Raw genomic sequence first — 15697 nt, 5'->3', positions numbered from 1 at the left:
TCTCTTATGAGTGTTGTGAAGGCCAAAGGGGCCTCAGGTTCGAACGGCAGAAATGAAGCTTTGGGTGCGCGGGTTTTGCGGACTTATTAGTATTTCTTCGGGGCTTCCAGCCTCCACGATCTGCCCGCCGTCCATGAACACCATGCGGTTGGAAACCTCCCGGGCGAAGCCCAGTTCATGGGTGACGACGATCATGGTCATGCCGGTCTGCGCCAGATCGCGCATCACCGACAGCACCTCACCGACCAGTTCCGGGTCGAGTGCCGAAGTGGGTTCATCGAACAGCATCAGCTTGGGTCGCATGGCCAGCGCGCGGGCAATCGCCACCCGTTGCTGCTGACCGCCCGACAGTTCGATCGGGTAGCTGTTGCGTTTGTCGGCTAGGCCGACCCGGGCCAGCAGTTCCAGGGCTTCTTCGTGCGCCTCCTTGGGCGAACGCTTGAGCACCTGACACGGGCCTTCGATGATGTTTTGCAGCACGGTCATGTGCGGGAACAGGTTGAAGCGCTGGAACACCATGCCGGTGGCCAGGCGCTGGCGGGCGATCTGCGACTCGTTGAGTTCGTGCAGCTTGTGCCCGACCACGCGGTAGCCGACCAGTTCGCCGTCGACCCACAGGCCGCCCTTGTCGATCTTTTCCAACTGGTTGACGCAGCGCAGCAGGGTGCTCTTGCCCGAGCCGGACGGGCCGATGATGCACAGCACTTCGCCTTGCTCGACCTCGATGTTGATGTCCTTGAGCGCGTGGTACTGGTCGTAATATTTGTTCAGGCTCACGGCCTTGACGATGTTTCTCATGTTCGACTCCTCAAGAACGCTTGCCGGCGCCGCGAGCGAAACGACGCTCCAGACGGCTTTGACCAAAGGACAGGACGGTGACGGTGGCCAGGTACCAGATACCGGCGACGATCAGCAGCTCCATGACCCGGGCGTTGGCGTAGTAAATGTTCTGGGCGTTGTAGAGCAGTTCCGAGTACTGGATGACGCTCGCCAGCGAGGTCATTTTCACCATGCCGATGAATTCGTTGCCGACCGGCGGAATGATGATCCGCATGGCCTGGGGCAGGATGATCCGGCGCAGCGCCTGCAGGCGCGGCATGCCGATCGACTTGGCTGCTTCGTACTGGCCGGTGTCCACGGACAGCAGGCCGGCGCGCACCACTTCAGCGGTGTAGGCGCCCTGGTTGATGCTCAAGCCGAGCAGGGCGGCCACGAACGGGGTCATCAGGCTCACGGTGTCGAGTTCGAACAGGCCGGGAATGCCGATGGTGGGGAAGATCAGCGCCAGGTTGAACCACAACAGCAGTTGCAGGATCAGCGGCGTACCGCGAAACAGCCAGGTGTAGGTCACGGCCACGTAGCGCAGGATCGGGTTGGCCGACATGCGCATGATCGCGGTGATCACGCCGAACACGATGCCCAGCGCCATGGCGAGTACGGCCATGATGATCGTGTTGAACAGGCCCCACATGATCGCTTCGGAGGTGAGGAACTGGCCGATGTACGACCATTCGATCTTGCCTTCGGCGAAGGCGCGCACCAGACCGATGATCGCGATCACAATCAACGTGGCGAAAAAGATCCGCCCGTAATAACGCCGTGGCACGTGCTGGTACTGGGTAATGTCGAACTGGTTTTCCGCCAGTTTGCGCTCCGCCTGGAGTCGTTCTGCCTGAGTCTGGCTCATGGTGTTTCTCCGAACTGTACTTTCAAATCCACCGCATTCCACTGTGGGAGCGAGCCTGCTCGCGATTGCTGTAGCACTCTCGACATCTCTGCTGGCTGATCCATCGCCATCGCGAGCAGGCTCGCTCCTACAGGGTTTGCGTATTGGCCGTTAGAGGCGGAAGCCCTGGTAGTTTTCGGTCCACTGCCGCTGTGCGGCGAGGGCGGTTTTCAGGCGGCCGATCTGCTCGCGCACCTGTTGCGGTGCGGTGCCGCCCCAGCCGCTGCGGGCTGCGATGGCGGCCTCCAGGGTCAGGCTGTCTCGCACGTCTGCCGTGAGGCGCGGGTCGATCTCGGCCAGCAGCGCCGGCGAGGCTTCCCACAGTTCGATGCCGTGTTTCTCGCAGGCCTGCACCAGCGCGCCGGTGATTTCGTGGGCTTCCTTGAACGGCACACCGCGCACCGCCAGCCAGTCGGCGACTTCGGTGGCGAGGGTGAAACCCAGCGGTGCCTGACGCCGCAGTTCCTCGACGTTGACGGTCATGGTCGCGACCATCCCGGCCATGGCCGGCAGCACCAGCAGCAGGGTGTCGACGCTGTCGAGCACGCCATTCTTGTCTTCGCTCAGGTCGCGGTTGTACGACAGCGGCAGGGATTTGAGGGTCGAGAGCAGGCCGGTCAGGTTGCCGATCAGACGGCCAGCCTTGCCCCGCGCCAGTTCGGCGATGTCGGGATTTTTCTTCTGCGGCATGATCGAGCTGCCGGTGGCGTAGGCGTCGTCCAGATCGACCCAACGGAACTGGCGCGACGACCACAGGCAGAACTCTTCGGCCAGACGCGAGATGTTGATCCCGAGCATGCTGGCGATGAACAGGAATTCGGCGACGTGATCGCGGCTGGCCACAGCGTCGATGGAGTTTTCGCAGACCCCGGCGTAGCCCATTTCCCTGGCCGATTGCTGCGGCTGGCGAGCAATCGCGGAACCCGCCATGGCTGCGGCACCGAGGGGCGACAGCGAAGTGCGCGCGTCCCAATCCACTAGGCGTTGCACGTCACGCAACATCGATTGCGCGTGGGCCAGCAGGTGATGGGCGAACACGATCGGTTGCGCCTGCTGCAAGTGAGTGAAACCCGGGCAGATGCTTTCGATGTGCTGCTCGGCCTGATCCACCAGCGCCGTTTGCAGGGCCAGCACTTCCACGGCCAGGGTGCGCACGTGGTCACGCAGGAACAGGCGCAGGTCGTTGGCGGTCTGGTCGTTGCGCGAACGGCCGGCGCGCAGCTTGCCGCCCAGTGCGCCGAGGCGTTCGGTCAGCAGGCGCTCGATGAAGGTGTGAACGTCTTCGTCGTCCAGGGTCGGGGCGGTGCGCCCGGCAGCAAAATCGGCACCGATGCCGTCCAGGGCTTCGATCATCGTGCGGGTTTCCTGCTCGTCGAGCAGGCCGGCACGTTGCAGTTCCCCGGCGTGGGCCTTGGAGCCGGCCAGATCGTACGGCGTCAGGCGGAAATAGCGCTCGGGGCAACGGGACAGGGCCGCCAGGGCTGCGGACGGGCCGCTTTTGAAACGGGCACCCCAGAGACGGTCGGTGGTTTGAGACATTTGTTGTTTTCCTCGTCGGTAACGCGAACTGAAATCGGTGTGCTGGGCCCTGAAAAATCGTGCCGGCCAATTAGTGGACAGAAGCGGCAGACAGAATCAGGCCAAAGCAGTTTTCAAGAGGGCAGTTGCAAAGAGACAAGAGCTGATCGAAGTGTCAGCTTTTAATGTTTGGCGATCAGTGAGTTGGCACTGATGTTCGGGATTTTCTGGCGGTTGCCAAGGCTGGTTTTCTGTGATCATTATTATTAGCCGGCGATGTTTTTGTTGTTGGACACAGATTGTTGAACATTGCGCCAGAGGTAAATCAGCATTATGGAAACCCCACTTTCCAATTCCGGAAACCCACCGGTCAAAACCGCTCACCGGGCACCGTTGGCCCTCAGCGGACTGGATTTCAAACTGCTCAAGGTGTTCAAGGCGGTGGTCGAGGCCGGCGGCTTCAGCGCGGCGCAAAACGAGCTGAATGTGGGCCTGGCCGCGATCAGCAAACAGATCTCCGACCTGGAAATCCGCATCGGCATGCGCCTGTGTACCCGGGGGCGCGAAGGGTTTCACCTGACCGAAGAAGGGCGTCTGGTGTATCAGGCGTCGATCGATCTGTTTGCTTCGGTCGACAACTTTCGTGACCGGCTTAGTTCAGCGCAGAACGAACTTATCGGCGATCTTGGAGTGGGGGTGATCGACAATACGATTAGCGACGATAATTCACCGTTAGTTGCCGCGCTTAGAAAGATAAATGAACATTCCCCGAAAGTAAGGTTTCAACTTCAGGCGACCCAGTTGGATGAAGTGGAAAGAGGCGTGGTGGAAGGTCGCTTAGTTGCCGGAATAGTCCCGGTTTATCAAAAGCGCGAAGAGTTCGATTATTACCCGCTCTATGAAGAACGCTCGCAGGCTTACTGCGCCGTCGGCCATCCGTTGTTCGAGATGCCGACGGAGCAGATGGGCGGCAACGTGCTGCAGGATTACGAGTGCATCAACCACCGCTACGCGATCCATCGCGACAAGCTCAACTTCGCCCGCTACGACAGTTTTTCCGCCTCGGCGACCCAGGTCGAAGCGGTGGCATTGTTGATCAAGACCGGGCGTTTCGTGGGCTTTCTGCCCCAGCACTACGCCGCCACGCTGGTGGCCGCCGGGCAGTTTCGCGCGGTGTGCCCGGAACTGATCCACTTCGTCACGCCGTTCAATTTGATCCTGCGCCACAACACCGTGCGCAGTCCGTTGGTCAAGGCGTTCGCCCAGGCGCTGGGGGTCGATCTCAAGGCGACGGCGTGAGCATCAGGCGCATGGCGCAACGTCGCTCGCCGGGCAATCCGTGAGCGATTTCATCGCGCAATACATGGTTCAGACGCGCGTCCTTTTCCTCGGCGTTCAATAGCGCAAAACCCATGCGTTGATAGAACGGCGCATTCCACGGCAGATCGCGAAAGGTCGTCAGCGTCACCGCCCGAAGTTGCCACAGGCGTGCCTGTTCAATCGCCGCCAACAGCAACTTGCGACCGACACCCCGGCCCTGAAAGTGTTGGCTGACGGACAGTTCCTCAATGTGCAACTGTTGGTCGACCGTCACCGCCCTTAAAAAACCTGCAAGTTGCCCGTCGTTGTTTTGCGCCACCCACAGTTCACCCCGTTCAATGGCCGGCAAATGCGCCGAAGCCTGCGGCACAGCGGCATCCGCCAGCCAGGCCAGTGAAGGGTCGAGTCGAAACAGCGCGGCGGCCGAACGCTCGATGGCGGGGAGGGCGATGGCATCAGCTGCAAGGGCCTGTCGCACGGTAAAGGTCATCAGTCAGCGGTCCCTGTGGAAATCACGTCGCGCAGGTTAAGGCGCCAGCCACAGCAACACATAATCGTTTTTATCGAAACGGCCGCTCAACGCAGGCTGCAACGCCCCGAGCGGCGTGCCTTGCAGCGCTCGATAGTCGCTGCGATCCATCATCAACCATGCCGGCCCCTTGAGTGCTTCGAGCGCTTGCGTGGTTTCGCTGAACTGCGGTTGCAGATCCTGATCGACGTTGACCATGAACTTGATGGCCTTGGCGTCCTTGCCCATGCCGTGCAACACCAGCGGCGCGGGTTGCGCGTGGATTCGCGCAAGCGCAGCCTGGCTGAAGGTTCGCGTGTCGTAGAGCAGCCGTTCCACCGGCTCGAACACCAGAACGTAGGCCGACCAGACCGCCAGCACAGCGCTGAACGCGAGGACTTCGGTTCGCCAGCGCGGTCGCCACAACCGTGACAAAGCGGCCAGTTGCAGCAATCCCAGCACGATCATTACCAGCGTCAGATCGGTCAACGACTCGGGAAACCGCCGCTTCGCCACCCACAACAAAGCGATCAACAACGCGGGAATCAACAACCACAGCCCCTGCATGCCGACGCGCAGCCAGGCAAACACCCGGCCATGCACCACCTGAAATGGATACGCCGCAATGATCGCCGCCATGGGCAACATCGGCAGCAGGTAACGGGCCTTTTTCGCCTGTGGAATCGACAGCCCGACCATGACGATCAACCCCGCAGCGGCGCAATACTGCACCAGTCGCAGGGCCGGGCCGCGTTGCCGTGGCTTGCTCAGCCACGCCGCCGCCAGCGCGAGCAAGGCCAGCGGATACGCCAGCGCATAGTTGCCCAGAGAACTGGTGAAGTAATACAGCGAACCGCTGACGCCTTCGCTGCCGTCCATGCGCCCCATGAACTGCATGCGGATCACGTCCTGCCGAAACGCCGGCCCGCCGCTGACCTCCGCCAGCCACAACAGCAGCCCCACGCCGGCCGCCAGTAGCAGCGAAGCCAGCACGCCGAAGGTCAACAGACGCGACCACTGGCGATCCAGCAGGTAGTAACTGCAGAGCATGCCGCTCGGCACCACCAGCCCGATCGGCCCGCGAATACCGAACCCCAGCAGCAACAGAAGGAACACCAGCGGCCAGCGCCGACCGGCAGCGAAATGGTCGTGGGCATAGCCGAGGTAGAACACCGAAAACGCCACGGCGGCGAGCATCAGGTCCTGCGACACCGCGCGGGTCTCGGTGATGAAGGTGCTGGTGAGCATCAGCAGCGCGATGCTGACCACCGCCCAACGCACGGATGAGGGCGCAAGCAAGCGATACATCAACGTCACGATCACCGCGCCGGCAGCCGCGCTCGGCAACCACGCCGTCAGGCTGTTGACCGTGCCGAACGGCAGCGACAACAGCCAGATGAACAAGGTCGAGAGCGCCGAATAATCGGCGTACGGCTCACCGTAAGTGGTGGGAAATACACTGGGCCCGTGCCGGAGCATTTCCTGCGCGAACAACACGAAGCGCGAGTCGAAACCGATGGGCGCCTGCCCGTACACGCCAGTGATGAACAGCAGAAACGCCAGCAGCCCTGCGATCAGGGACTGCCGGCGCAGGGCGGGGGTTAACCCCATCAAGCCACGTCCGAGGCGTGCGGCCACTGCTGCAAAGGAATCGGCAGGGAGCGCGATTCGCCACGGCCCATCGGGAAGTAATGGAAGCCGTTGCGGGCCAGGCGTTCGGCGTCGTACAGGTTGCGTCCGTCGAAGATCACCGGGGCCTTGAGGCGTTGTTGGATCAGGTCGAAATCCGGCGCCTTGAACTGCTGCCATTCGGTGCAGATGATCAGCGCATCGGAACCGGCGAGTACCGATTCCGGGGTGCCCATCAGCATCAGTTTCGATTCGTCCGGGTACAGATGCTGGGTTTCCTGCATCGCTTCCGGATCGAACGCGCGCACATTGGCGCCGGCGGCCCACAGCGATTCGAGCAGGACCCGGCTCGGCGCGTCGCGCATATCGTCAGTGTTGGGTTTGAAGGCCAGGCCCCAGACGGCGAAGGTCTTGCCGCGCAATTCGCCCTTGTAGAACGCGTTGATGCGCTCGAACAGTTTGTGTTTTTGCCGCTGGTTGATTGCTTCCACCGCTTGCAGCAAGTCGCTGGAGCAGTGCGCCTCTTCGGCGCTGTGGATCAGCGCGCGCATGTCTTTCGGGAAGCACGAACCGCCGTAGCCGCAACCGGGGTAGATGAAGTGATAGCCGATACGGCTGTCGGCGCCGATGCCCTGGCGCACCGACTCGATGTCCGCACCAAGGTGTTCGGCCAGTTCGGCGATCTGGTTGATGAAGCTGATCTTGGTCGCCAGCATGCAGTTGGCGGCGTACTTGGTCAGCTCGGCGCTGCGCAGGTCCATGAACATGATGCGGTCGTGGTTGCGGTTGAACGGCGAGTACAGGTCGCGCATCACGTCGCGCACTTCTTCGCGTTCGCAGCCGATGACGATCCGGTCGGGCCGGCGGCAATCGGCGACCGCCGAGCCTTCCTTGAGAAATTCCGGGTTGGAGACGATATCGAACTGCAGCAGGCGTCCGGCCTTGACCAGGGCTTTGTCCAGGTGCGTGCGCAAGGTGTCACCGGTGCCGACGGGTACGGTGGATTTTTCCACCAGAATCAGTGGCTGTTCACGGTGCCGGGCCACCGCGTCACCCACCGACAGCACGTAACGCAGGTCGGCCGAACCGTCTTCTTTCGACGGGGTGCCAACGGCAATGAACGCGACCTTGCCGTGCTGCACCGCGAGTTTTTCATCGCAGGTGAATTGCAGGCGCCCGGCGTCCAGGCCTTCGCGGACCAGACTGGCCAGCCCCGGCTCAAAGATGCTGACGTGACCCTGGCGCAGCAGCTCGACTTTTTTCTCATCGATGTCCATGCACACCACGTCATGGCCGACTTCGGCCAGCACAGCGGCCTGCACCAGACCGACATAACCGCTACCAAACACTGTGATTTTCATGGCGAACTCCTCAATTCGGGCGCACGGGCCGGACGAGTGTTGATGGTGATGACCCCGAGCATGACCAGCGCCACACCCAGTGATTTAGAGAAACTGAAGGATTCGTTGAACAGCGGCAGGCTGGCCGCCAGCAGGTACACCAGCGCATAGCTGATGCTCAGCAGCGAATAGGCCCGGCCCAGCGGCAGATCGCGCAGGGCGGCGAGCCAGCAGAGCATCGACAGCGCATAGGCGAAGATCGCCGCGAGCACCACGGCCAGCGCGGTTGAATCGACGCTGGGCACGGACAGCCACTGATCCGGCCGGGGCAGGCGCGTCATGCTCCAGCGCATGCTCAATTGCGCCATGCTGACCAGCAGCACACTGGCGAGGGCGAAGACGATTCCACGACGCGAGTTCATGACTGTTGCCCCAACAAAGCCACGCCACCAATCACCAGCAACACGCCGAACCAGTGCTGAACGTCGACGGGCTCCTTGAATGCGAAGCGGGCGATCAGGGTGATGATCACGAAATTGAGGCTGAGCATCGGGTAGGCGATGCCGACCGGCAGGCGCTGCAACACCAGCAGCCACACCAGCAGACCGGCACCGAGGGCAAACAGCGCCAGCCACAGCCACGGCGAGCGCACTTTGCGCGACCACGACAGGCTCGCGCCGCGCCAGCGCTCGACGGCGAATTTCTGCGCGACCTGGCCCAGGCAGGTCAGCAGGCAGGCGAGCAACAGCAACCACAGACTCATGACGCCTCCTGCGGAAGAATCATGATCACCAGGTTGCCTTGCTCATAACGAACGCCGTCCTTGGGCAGTCTGTCGAGTTCGTCCAGTTCGTCTTGCCCCTTGACCCGCATCACCACGCCGACCGAACCGGTCTTGCGGGCTTCGCGCATCCACTGTTGCACCTGATCGGGATCGACCCGTTGGTGAATGCCGTCAGGATAGGCAAGGCCATATTTCAATTCGCCTATCGTGTTGTACAGCGCCACCTGCGGGCGTTTGACCCGCCAGGACAGGGCCGACGCGGCGCCCAGGTCGTTGCTCAACAGGTGCGTAGTGGTCGCCAGTTCCGATTGGTGGGCGAGGACGAACTGGTCCGGCATCTTGTTCGCCACCACCGATTTGGGCAGTGCCGCCGGCAGCAATGCGATCAGCAGCAGGCTGCCCACTGCCGGCGCCGCCCAGCATTGCAACGGGCGGAAGGCCTGCAGCAGGTTGCTGATGATCCAGCCGGTCAGGGCGATGAACACCAGCACCAGACTGTGTAATTCGTGGTCGTACAACGGACGCTTGAGCTGCACGTAAACCAGCCCGATCAGCGTGACGATGCCCAGCAACAGATTCAGTAGACCATTGAGGCCCAGCGCCCGGCCGTGCTCCAGACGCAAGCGATCGGCCAGCGCGTGGCCCAACAGCAACGCCAGCGGCAGCAGGCACGGCAGGATGTAGGTCGGCAGCTTGCCGTTGCTCAGGCTGAAGAACAGCAGCGGCATCAGCAGCCACAGGCCGAGAAACGCGATGCTGGTGTCGCGGCGGGTCTGCCACGCCTGCTTCAGCGCCACCGGCAGCATCCCGACCCACGGTAGACTGAAGGCCACCAGCAGCGGCAGATAGAACCACCACGGCGCGTCATGCTGGGCGTCGTCACCGGCAAACCGACGAATGTGCTCATGCCAGAAGAAGAACCGCCAGTAATCCGGTTCCTGACCATGAACCGCCAACACCCACGGCAGGCTGACGATGATCGCCACCGCAATGGCCACCGGGCCGTACAGCAGCAATTCCTTCCAGCGTTTTTGCCAGAGCATCCACGGCAACGCGATCAGCACCGGCAACAGCCAGGCGAGAAAACCCTTGGTCATGAACCCCATGCCGCAGGCCAGACCCAGCACCGCCCAGCCGGCGATCCGCTGACCATTGGAACGGCTGTCGAGGGCAAACCACAGCGCCACCAGACTCAGGTTGACCCACAAAGTGAATTGCGGATCGAGGTTGGCGTAACCGGCCTGGCCGGTTACGATGACGAAACTCATGTAGAGCAGGGCGCAGACGAAGCTTTTGCGCGGGTCGTTCCACAAACGGCGGGCGATGAGGAAGCACAGCAGCACGCTCAACCCGGTGCTCAGGGCCGAAGCAAACCGCACGCCAAACAGGTTTTGCCCGAACACGGCCTGCCCGATGGCAATCATCCAGTAACCGGCTGCCGGTTTTTCGAAGTAACGCAGGCTCATGAAATGCGGCGACATCCAGTTGCCGCTCAGCAGCATCTCCTGGCTGATCTGCGCATAACGGGTTTCATCGGGAATCCACAAACCGTGGCTGCCCAACGGCAACAGATAGGCCAGCAGGAAAATCCCCAGCAACAGCGGCAATGCCCAGCGTTTGCTCATGCGCCTTGCACTCCCAGCCAGCCTTCACGGCCTTGGAGAGTGCCGCGTTGCACACGGCCGACGGGCAGGGTGTTGAGAAATTCGGGCAGCAAATCGCCCAGGGGCTGAAAGTTGATATGTCGCTGGCGCGCGTCGGCCAGCAGTCGACGAAAGTCTTCGGCCATCAGAATCCCTTCTACTTCGGCGTGAATGGTGTAGACGTTGAGGTTTTCAGGGCGGAACCGTTCGAGGATGAAGGCGTTGAAATCCTTCGCTGTCACGCTCGGCCCTACCACTTCATCGAAGGTCGGCAGGTCCACCGGAATCTGTGGCGCACCGACCGAGCCATCGGCCAGCAACGGCCGGAACAGCCGCTGCCCTCGGCAATCGCTGTTGTAGCGAAAGCCGAAGGCCTGCTTGGCTTCGATCACACGCTCGTCCGCACGCCAACCGGCGGCGGCCGAGCACGTGACCTTTTCGCCAAGGATGTCGCCCAAAGTGTCGACGCCCTGACGGATCTGCTCGACCAGTTGCGCATCGCTCCAGCGCCCGGCATTGGCCTGCCAGCCGTGGTGATCCCAGGCGTGCAGGCCGACTTCGTGGCCGGCGGCCCGGGCCTGACGCATCAGGTGCCCGAGGTCGCGGCCGATCGGCTTGCCCGGCCAGGCCGTGCCGGCCAGCAGGATGTCCCAGCCGTACAGGCTGGCGGCGTTGGAACGCAGCATCTTCCACAGGAACTGCGGACGGATCAGGCGCCACAGATGCCGGCCCATGTTGTCCGGGCCGACACTGAAGAAAAATGTCGCCTTGATCTGCGCCTCGTCGAGGATGTCGAGCAGACGCGGCACGCCTTCACGGGTGCCGCGAAAGGTGTCGACGTCGATGCGCAGGCCGGCCTGCATTAACGCTTGCTCTCGATTTCGGCCATGGCCTCACGCAGGAAGAAATCCAGCGTGTTGCCGATGGTCTCGCGCATTTCCACGGTCGGCGTCCAGTCCAGCAGGCGCTTGGCGTTGGCAATGCTTGGTTTGCGGTGCTCGACATCCTGATAACCGGCGCCGTAGAACGCCTTGCTTTCCACGTCGCGGAAACCGGCGAACGGCGGGAAGTTGCTGCGCAACGGATGTGCCTCGAACTGGCGCAGCAGTTCCTCGCCCAACTGGCGAATGCTCGCTTCGTTGTCCGGGTTGCCGATGTTGATGATCTGGCCGTTGCAGACGTCGTTGTCGTTATCGATGATCCGCGCCAGTGCTTCGACGCCGTCGGCGATGTCGGTGAAGCAGCGTTTCTGCTCGCCGCCGTCGAACAGGCGGATCGGCGTGCCTTCCACCAGATTGAGGATCAACTGGGTGATGGCGCGGGAGCTGCCGATGCGCGCCGAATCGAGGCGATCCAGCCGTGGGCCCATCCAGTTGAAGGGGCGGAACAGGGTGAAGTTCAGGCCCTTGGCGCCGTAGGCCCAGATCACCCGGTCCAGCAGTTGCTTGGACACCGAGTAGATCCAGCGCTGTTTGTTGATCGGGCCGACGATCAGGTTCGAGCTGTCTTCGTCGAAGTGCTTGTCCTGGCACATGCCATAGACTTCCGAGGTCGACGGGAAGATCACGCGCTTGTTGTATTTGACGCAGTAGCGCACCAGTTTCAGGTTTTCTTCGAAGTCGAGCTCGAACACCCGCAGCGGGTTGCGCGTGTATTCGATCGGCGTGGCAATGGCCACCAGCGGCAGGACCACGTCGCATTTCTTGATGTGGTACTCGATCCACTCCGAATGAATGCTGATGTCGCCTTCGACGAAGTGAAAACGGGGGTGGCTGCGCAGGCGGTCGATGGCATCGGAGCCGATGTCCAGGCCATAGACTTCATAGCGCTCGTCACGCAGCAGACGCTCGGACAAATGGTTGCCGATGAAGCCGTTGACGCCAAGGATCAGCACCCGTGTACGGCGCGGGCCACGGCCGGATTCGGCACCGCGCAGCAGCGAGCCGTCCACCAGACCCAGTTCATTGGCCAGTTGCGGGCCGCTCAGGTACAGGCCGTTGTCGTTGCGCTGGCCGGCGTTGATCACCAGCGAATCTTCACCGCAGGCGATGCGCAGCGGATCGACGCTGATGACCCGGCCCGGCGCCTGGCCTTCGTTGCCCTTGACGACTTCGGCGCTCCACACGATCAGCTTGTGCTCGCCCACGGCGCAGAAGGCGCCGGGGTAGGGCTGAGTCACGGCCCGCACGAGGTTGAACAGTTTTTCGGCCGGTTGCGCCCAGACCAGTTTGCCGTCCGCCGGGGTGCGACGGCCGAACACCGTGGCCTGGGATTCGTCCTGCGGGGTTTCCCGCAGTTTGCCGTGCAACATCGCCGGCAATGCATCGCGTAGCAGGTCGCTGGCGGTGATCCGCAGTTTGCCGTGCAGGCTCAGCGCGGTGTCGCTGCGTTCGATGGCTACACGTTGTTGGGCGAGGATGGCGCCGGCGTCGGCGCGTTTGACCATACGGTGCAGGGTGACACCGGTTTCGGTTTCGCCGTTGACCAGCACCCAGTTGGCCGGCGCGCGGCCACGGTAGCGCGGCAACAAGGAGCCGTGCAGGTTGAACGCGCCTTTTTTGGCCAGCGCCAGCAGCGGCTCGCTCAGCAGGTTGCGGTAGTAGAACGAGAAGATGTAATCCGGGTCGAGCTTGGCGATCCGCTCGATCCACAGCGGATGGTTGGCGTCTTCCGGTGCGTGAACCGCGATGCCTTTGTTGGCGCACAGTTGTGCAACAGAGGCGTAGAAGGTGTTCTCCTTCGGGTCATCGGCATGGGTAAATACCGCCGCAATGTCATAGCCACTGTCGAGCAGGGCTTGAATGCCGGCGCAGCCAATATCGTGGTAAGCGAAGACAACGGTTTTTGCGCTCATGAGAGAACCTGATCGGACGTGGAGTTGGAAGTGAGGCCGTCAACGGTGATGGCGGGGGCCGGCGTGGCGGGATGGCCGCGCAGGACTTTTTCAATGAAGAAACGTGGACGAGCGCGCACGTCGCTGTACATGCGGCCCTGGTATTCGCCGAGCAGACCCATGCCGATGAACTGGCCGCCGGTGAACACGAACAGCACGGCGAACAGTACGAACAGGCCGTCGCCGGCCCATCCGGCACCAAAGGCCAGGCGCATGACGATCAGTGCCGCCGCGAACAGCACGCCGAGCCCGGCCATGGCAAAGCCGACGATGCTCAGCAGCCGCAGGGGCGTGGTGGTCATGCAAGTGATCAGGTCGAACATCAGGTTGATCAAACGCATCGGGCTGTATTTCGAATCACCGTGCTTGCGCTCGGCGTGGGCCACGGTGATTTCCGTGGTGTGGCGGGCGAAGCTGTTGGCGAGGATCGGAATGAACGTGCTGCGCTCGCGGCAGGCGAGCATTGCGTCGATGATGGTGCGGCGGTAAGCGCGCAGCATGCAGCCGTAATCGCTCATGGCAACGCCGGTGGAGCGTTGCACGGCGAGGTTGATCAGTTTCGAGGGGTAGCGACGCAGCGCCGAATCCTGGCGATTGCCGCGCACGGTGCCGACCACGTCAAAACCTTTTTCGGCCTCGGCCACCAGTCGCGGGATTTCTTCCGGCGGATTCTGCAGGTCGGCGTCGAGGGTGATCACCACGTCGCCCTTGCACTGCTCGAAACCGGCCATGATCGCTGCGTGCTGGCCGTAGTTGCGGTTGAGGATGACGGCCACAAACGGGCTGTCATCGACCGAGGCAGCGTCTTCGAGCAATTGCGCGGAGGCGTCACGACTGCCGTCGTCGACCAGCACGATTTCGTAGTCATGGCGCAATTGCTGGCAGGCGGCCTGGGTGCGGCGCAGCAGTTCCGGCAGGCTGTCTTCTTCGTTGTAGACCGGGATGACGATCGACACACAATGAATCGGATAAGGTCTCACGGGCGTTTCCCCATCAGGTGTTCAATGGCTCCGACGACCCGGTCCAGATCCTGGTCGGTCATGTCGGGAAACAAGGGAATCGAGCACAGCCGCGCCGAGTTCCACTCGGTGTCGGGCAGGGACAGATGCGGCTCACGCTGGCGATACCAGGTGTGCAGGTGGGTGGCGATGAAGTGAATGCCGGTGCCGATGCCCTGATCCTGCAAACCCTTCATGAAGGCTTCGCGGTCCATGCCGCAGCGTTCGCTGTCGATGCGCAGGATGAACAGGTGCCAGGCGTGCTGTTGCGGGTAGTTCGGCACGGCCAGCGGTTGCACGGGCAGGCCTTCGAGTTTTTGCAGGTATTGCGTGGCCAGTTCGGTGCGACGGGCGTTGATCGCGTCCAGACGCTCCAGTTGCACCAGGGCAATCGCGGCGTTGATGTCGGCCAGGTTGTATTTGAAGCCGGGCTCGATCACCTGGGCCTGGGGTTTGCGGCCATGGGTCAGGCGGTCGTAGGCATCGACGCCCAGGCCATGAAACTTGAGCATGCGCACGCGGTTGGCCAACGCTTCATCATCGGTGACGAACATCGCGCCTTCGGCGCAGGTCATGTTCTTGATCGCGTGGAAAGAAAAGATCGCGGTGCCTTGCGAACCCACGTGGCGGCCCTTGTAGCGGGTGCCGGCGGCGTGGGCAGCGTCTTCGATCACGGCGATACCGTGCTTTTCGGCCAGGGCGTAGAGCGGGTCGAGATCAAACGCGGCGCCGGCGTAATGCACCGGAATGATTGCTTTGGTGCGCGGGGTGATGGCGGCTTCGATGCGCGCGGCGTCGGTCATCAGGGTGTCGCGGTCGACATCGACGAACACCGGCGTGGCGCCGAGCAGGGAAATCATGTTGGCGGTGGACACCCAGGTCTGCGACGGGGTGATGACTTCATCGCCGGGGCCGATTTCCAGCGCCAGTAAAGTTACATGCATGGCCCCGGTGGCCGAGGAAAGTGCCACGGCATGCCGACTACCGACATAGTTGCCGAAGTGTTCTTCCAATGCCTGATTCTTCGGCCCGGTGGTGATCCAGCCCGAACGCAATACTTGTTCGACGGCGGCAATTTCTTCTGCACCGATACTGGGCCGGGAAAACGGGAGAAACGCTTGACTCATAAGAACCTCGGGGCGACAGCCATCCTTCAGCCAATTGTCTGAAAAACACGTGTTTTCAAGGGTTTGAAGTACCGCCCGGGGAATGCCTGATTGACTTTTGCGTCCCCGGACGGCACGTTGTGAGCCATTCGGGGCCCACTGGATGCAATTAAGGTTATGCGCGTTTTTGTGAAAGGAACATGAAAAAGCGGTTGGCGAATCGTCTATCTGA

General features: G+C 62.1%; 14 protein-coding genes. 1 reads left to right on the top strand and 13 read right to left on the bottom strand.

Going from position 1 to position 15697, the window contains the following annotated elements; all coding sequences use genetic code 11:
* Positions 1–33: 33 nt before the first annotated feature.
* From ACKUG4_RS03410 to argH, 3 genes are all read right to left on the bottom strand, one after another.
* Positions 34–798: an amino acid ABC transporter ATP-binding protein gene (locus ACKUG4_RS03410; RefSeq protein ID WP_039768627.1), complete on the bottom strand. Its 765-nt coding sequence runs from the start codon at positions 796–798 to the stop codon at positions 34–36.
* A gap of 10 nt (positions 799–808) precedes the next feature.
* Entirely contained in the window at positions 809–1687 is an 879-nt protein-coding gene (locus ACKUG4_RS03405; RefSeq protein ID WP_085610364.1) for an amino acid ABC transporter permease, read from the bottom strand.
* A gap of 150 nt (positions 1688–1837) precedes the next feature.
* The gene (gene argH / locus ACKUG4_RS03400; protein WP_445433433.1) at positions 1838–3265 is read right to left on the bottom strand and encodes an argininosuccinate lyase; all 1428 of its coding nucleotides are present in this window, start codon (positions 3263–3265) and stop codon (positions 1838–1840) included.
* A gap of 312 nt (positions 3266–3577) precedes the next feature.
* Between argH and ACKUG4_RS03395 the strand changes: the two genes are divergently transcribed.
* Positions 3578–4543: a LysR family transcriptional regulator gene (locus ACKUG4_RS03395; protein ID WP_064596810.1), complete on the top strand. Its 966-nt coding sequence runs from the start codon at positions 3578–3580 to the stop codon at positions 4541–4543.
* Here the strand turns inward: ACKUG4_RS03395 and ACKUG4_RS03390 are convergent.
* From ACKUG4_RS03390 to arnB, 10 genes are read right to left on the bottom strand one after another with little or no spacing between them, the layout of a single operon-like run.
* Positions 4527–5054 (bottom strand): GNAT family N-acetyltransferase, encoded by a 528-nt coding sequence (locus ACKUG4_RS03390; protein WP_445433432.1) that lies wholly within the window; start codon positions 5052–5054, stop codon positions 4527–4529. The genes ACKUG4_RS03395 and ACKUG4_RS03390 overlap by 17 nt on opposite strands.
* Before the next feature lie 36 nt (positions 5055–5090).
* Positions 5091–6683, bottom strand: coding sequence for an ArnT family glycosyltransferase (locus ACKUG4_RS03385; RefSeq protein ID WP_445433431.1), 1593 nt, complete (start codon positions 6681–6683; stop codon positions 5091–5093).
* Positions 6683–8062 carry a UDP-glucose dehydrogenase family protein gene (locus tag ACKUG4_RS03380; protein WP_064596803.1) on the bottom strand — a complete coding sequence of 460 codons (1380 nt, stop codon included), beginning with the start codon at positions 8060–8062 and terminating at the stop codon, positions 6683–6685. The genes ACKUG4_RS03385 and ACKUG4_RS03380 overlap by 1 nt, the downstream gene beginning before the upstream one ends.
* Positions 8059–8463, bottom strand: coding sequence for a 4-amino-4-deoxy-L-arabinose-phosphoundecaprenol flippase subunit ArnF (arnF, locus tag ACKUG4_RS03375; protein ID WP_440812468.1), 405 nt, complete (start codon positions 8461–8463; stop codon positions 8059–8061). Before arnF ends, ACKUG4_RS03380 begins: the two co-directional genes overlap by 4 nt.
* The gene (gene arnE / locus ACKUG4_RS03370) at positions 8460–8804 is read right to left on the bottom strand and encodes a 4-amino-4-deoxy-L-arabinose-phosphoundecaprenol flippase subunit ArnE (protein ID WP_440812470.1); all 345 of its coding nucleotides are present in this window, start codon (positions 8802–8804) and stop codon (positions 8460–8462) included. Before arnE ends, arnF begins: the two co-directional genes overlap by 4 nt.
* Positions 8801–10450: a lipid IV(A) 4-amino-4-deoxy-L-arabinosyltransferase gene (gene arnT / locus ACKUG4_RS03365; RefSeq protein ID WP_445433430.1), complete on the bottom strand. Its 1650-nt coding sequence runs from the start codon at positions 10448–10450 to the stop codon at positions 8801–8803. The genes arnE and arnT overlap by 4 nt, the downstream gene beginning before the upstream one ends.
* A complete protein-coding gene (gene arnD, locus ACKUG4_RS03360) occupies positions 10447–11331 on the bottom strand; it encodes a 4-deoxy-4-formamido-L-arabinose-phosphoundecaprenol deformylase (RefSeq protein ID WP_445433429.1) in 885 nt (294 codons plus the stop codon). Before arnD ends, arnT begins: the two co-directional genes overlap by 4 nt.
* Complete coding sequence (gene arnA, locus ACKUG4_RS03355; protein ID WP_445433428.1) at positions 11331–13322, bottom strand: bifunctional UDP-4-amino-4-deoxy-L-arabinose formyltransferase/UDP-glucuronic acid oxidase ArnA; 1992 nt, start codon at positions 13320–13322, stop codon at positions 11331–11333. The genes arnD and arnA overlap by 1 nt, the downstream gene beginning before the upstream one ends.
* Positions 13319–14341, bottom strand: a complete 1023-nt coding sequence (gene arnC, locus ACKUG4_RS03350; RefSeq protein WP_445433427.1) for an undecaprenyl-phosphate 4-deoxy-4-formamido-L-arabinose transferase — start codon at positions 14339–14341, stop codon at positions 13319–13321. Before arnC ends, arnA begins: the two co-directional genes overlap by 4 nt.
* Positions 14338–15486: a UDP-4-amino-4-deoxy-L-arabinose aminotransferase gene (gene arnB, locus ACKUG4_RS03345; RefSeq protein ID WP_445433426.1), complete on the bottom strand. Its 1149-nt coding sequence runs from the start codon at positions 15484–15486 to the stop codon at positions 14338–14340. Before arnB ends, arnC begins: the two co-directional genes overlap by 4 nt.
* Positions 15487–15697 lie beyond the last annotated feature (211 nt).

Source organism: Candidatus Pseudomonas auctus, from assembly GCF_048654275.1.
Classification (GTDB): Bacteria; Pseudomonadota; Gammaproteobacteria; order Pseudomonadales; family Pseudomonadaceae; genus Aquipseudomonas; species Aquipseudomonas pharyngis.
This window is presented reverse-complemented; position numbering and strand designations above follow the sequence as displayed.

Bases quoted from the DNA above. Each gene is read 5' to 3' on its own strand.
- argH (WP_445433433.1), bottom strand. From the start codon at position 3,265: ATGTCTCAAACCACCGACCGTCTCTGGGGTGCCCGTTTCAAAAGCGGC.
- ACKUG4_RS03380 (WP_064596803.1), bottom strand. From the start codon at position 8,062: ATGAAAATCACAGTGTTTGGTAGCGGTTATGTCGGTCTGGTGCAGGCC.
- arnE (WP_440812470.1), bottom strand. From the start codon at position 8,804: ATGAGTCTGTGGTTGCTGTTGCTCGCCTGCCTGCTGACCTGCCTGGGC.
- ACKUG4_RS03385 (WP_445433431.1), bottom strand. From the start codon at position 6,683: ATGGGGTTAACCCCCGCCCTGCGCCGGCAGTCCCTGATCGCAGGGCTG.
- arnF (WP_440812468.1), bottom strand. From the start codon at position 8,463: ATGAACTCGCGTCGTGGAATCGTCTTCGCCCTCGCCAGTGTGCTGCTG.
- arnT (WP_445433430.1), bottom strand. From the start codon at position 10,450: ATGAGCAAACGCTGGGCATTGCCGCTGTTGCTGGGGATTTTCCTGCTG.
- arnA (WP_445433428.1), bottom strand. From the start codon at position 13,322: ATGAGCGCAAAAACCGTTGTCTTCGCTTACCACGATATTGGCTGCGCC.
- ACKUG4_RS03390 (WP_445433432.1), bottom strand. From the start codon at position 5,054: ATGACCTTTACCGTGCGACAGGCCCTTGCAGCTGATGCCATCGCCCTC.
- arnB (WP_445433426.1), bottom strand. From the start codon at position 15,486: ATGAGTCAAGCGTTTCTCCCGTTTTCCCGGCCCAGTATCGGTGCAGAA.
- arnD (WP_445433429.1), bottom strand. From the start codon at position 11,331: ATGCAGGCCGGCCTGCGCATCGACGTCGACACCTTTCGCGGCACCCGT.
- ACKUG4_RS03410 (WP_039768627.1), bottom strand. From the start codon at position 798: ATGAGAAACATCGTCAAGGCCGTGAGCCTGAACAAATATTACGACCAG.
- ACKUG4_RS03395 (WP_064596810.1), top strand. From the start codon at position 3,578: ATGGAAACCCCACTTTCCAATTCCGGAAACCCACCGGTCAAAACCGCT.
- ACKUG4_RS03405 (WP_085610364.1), bottom strand. From the start codon at position 1,687: ATGAGCCAGACTCAGGCAGAACGACTCCAGGCGGAGCGCAAACTGGCG.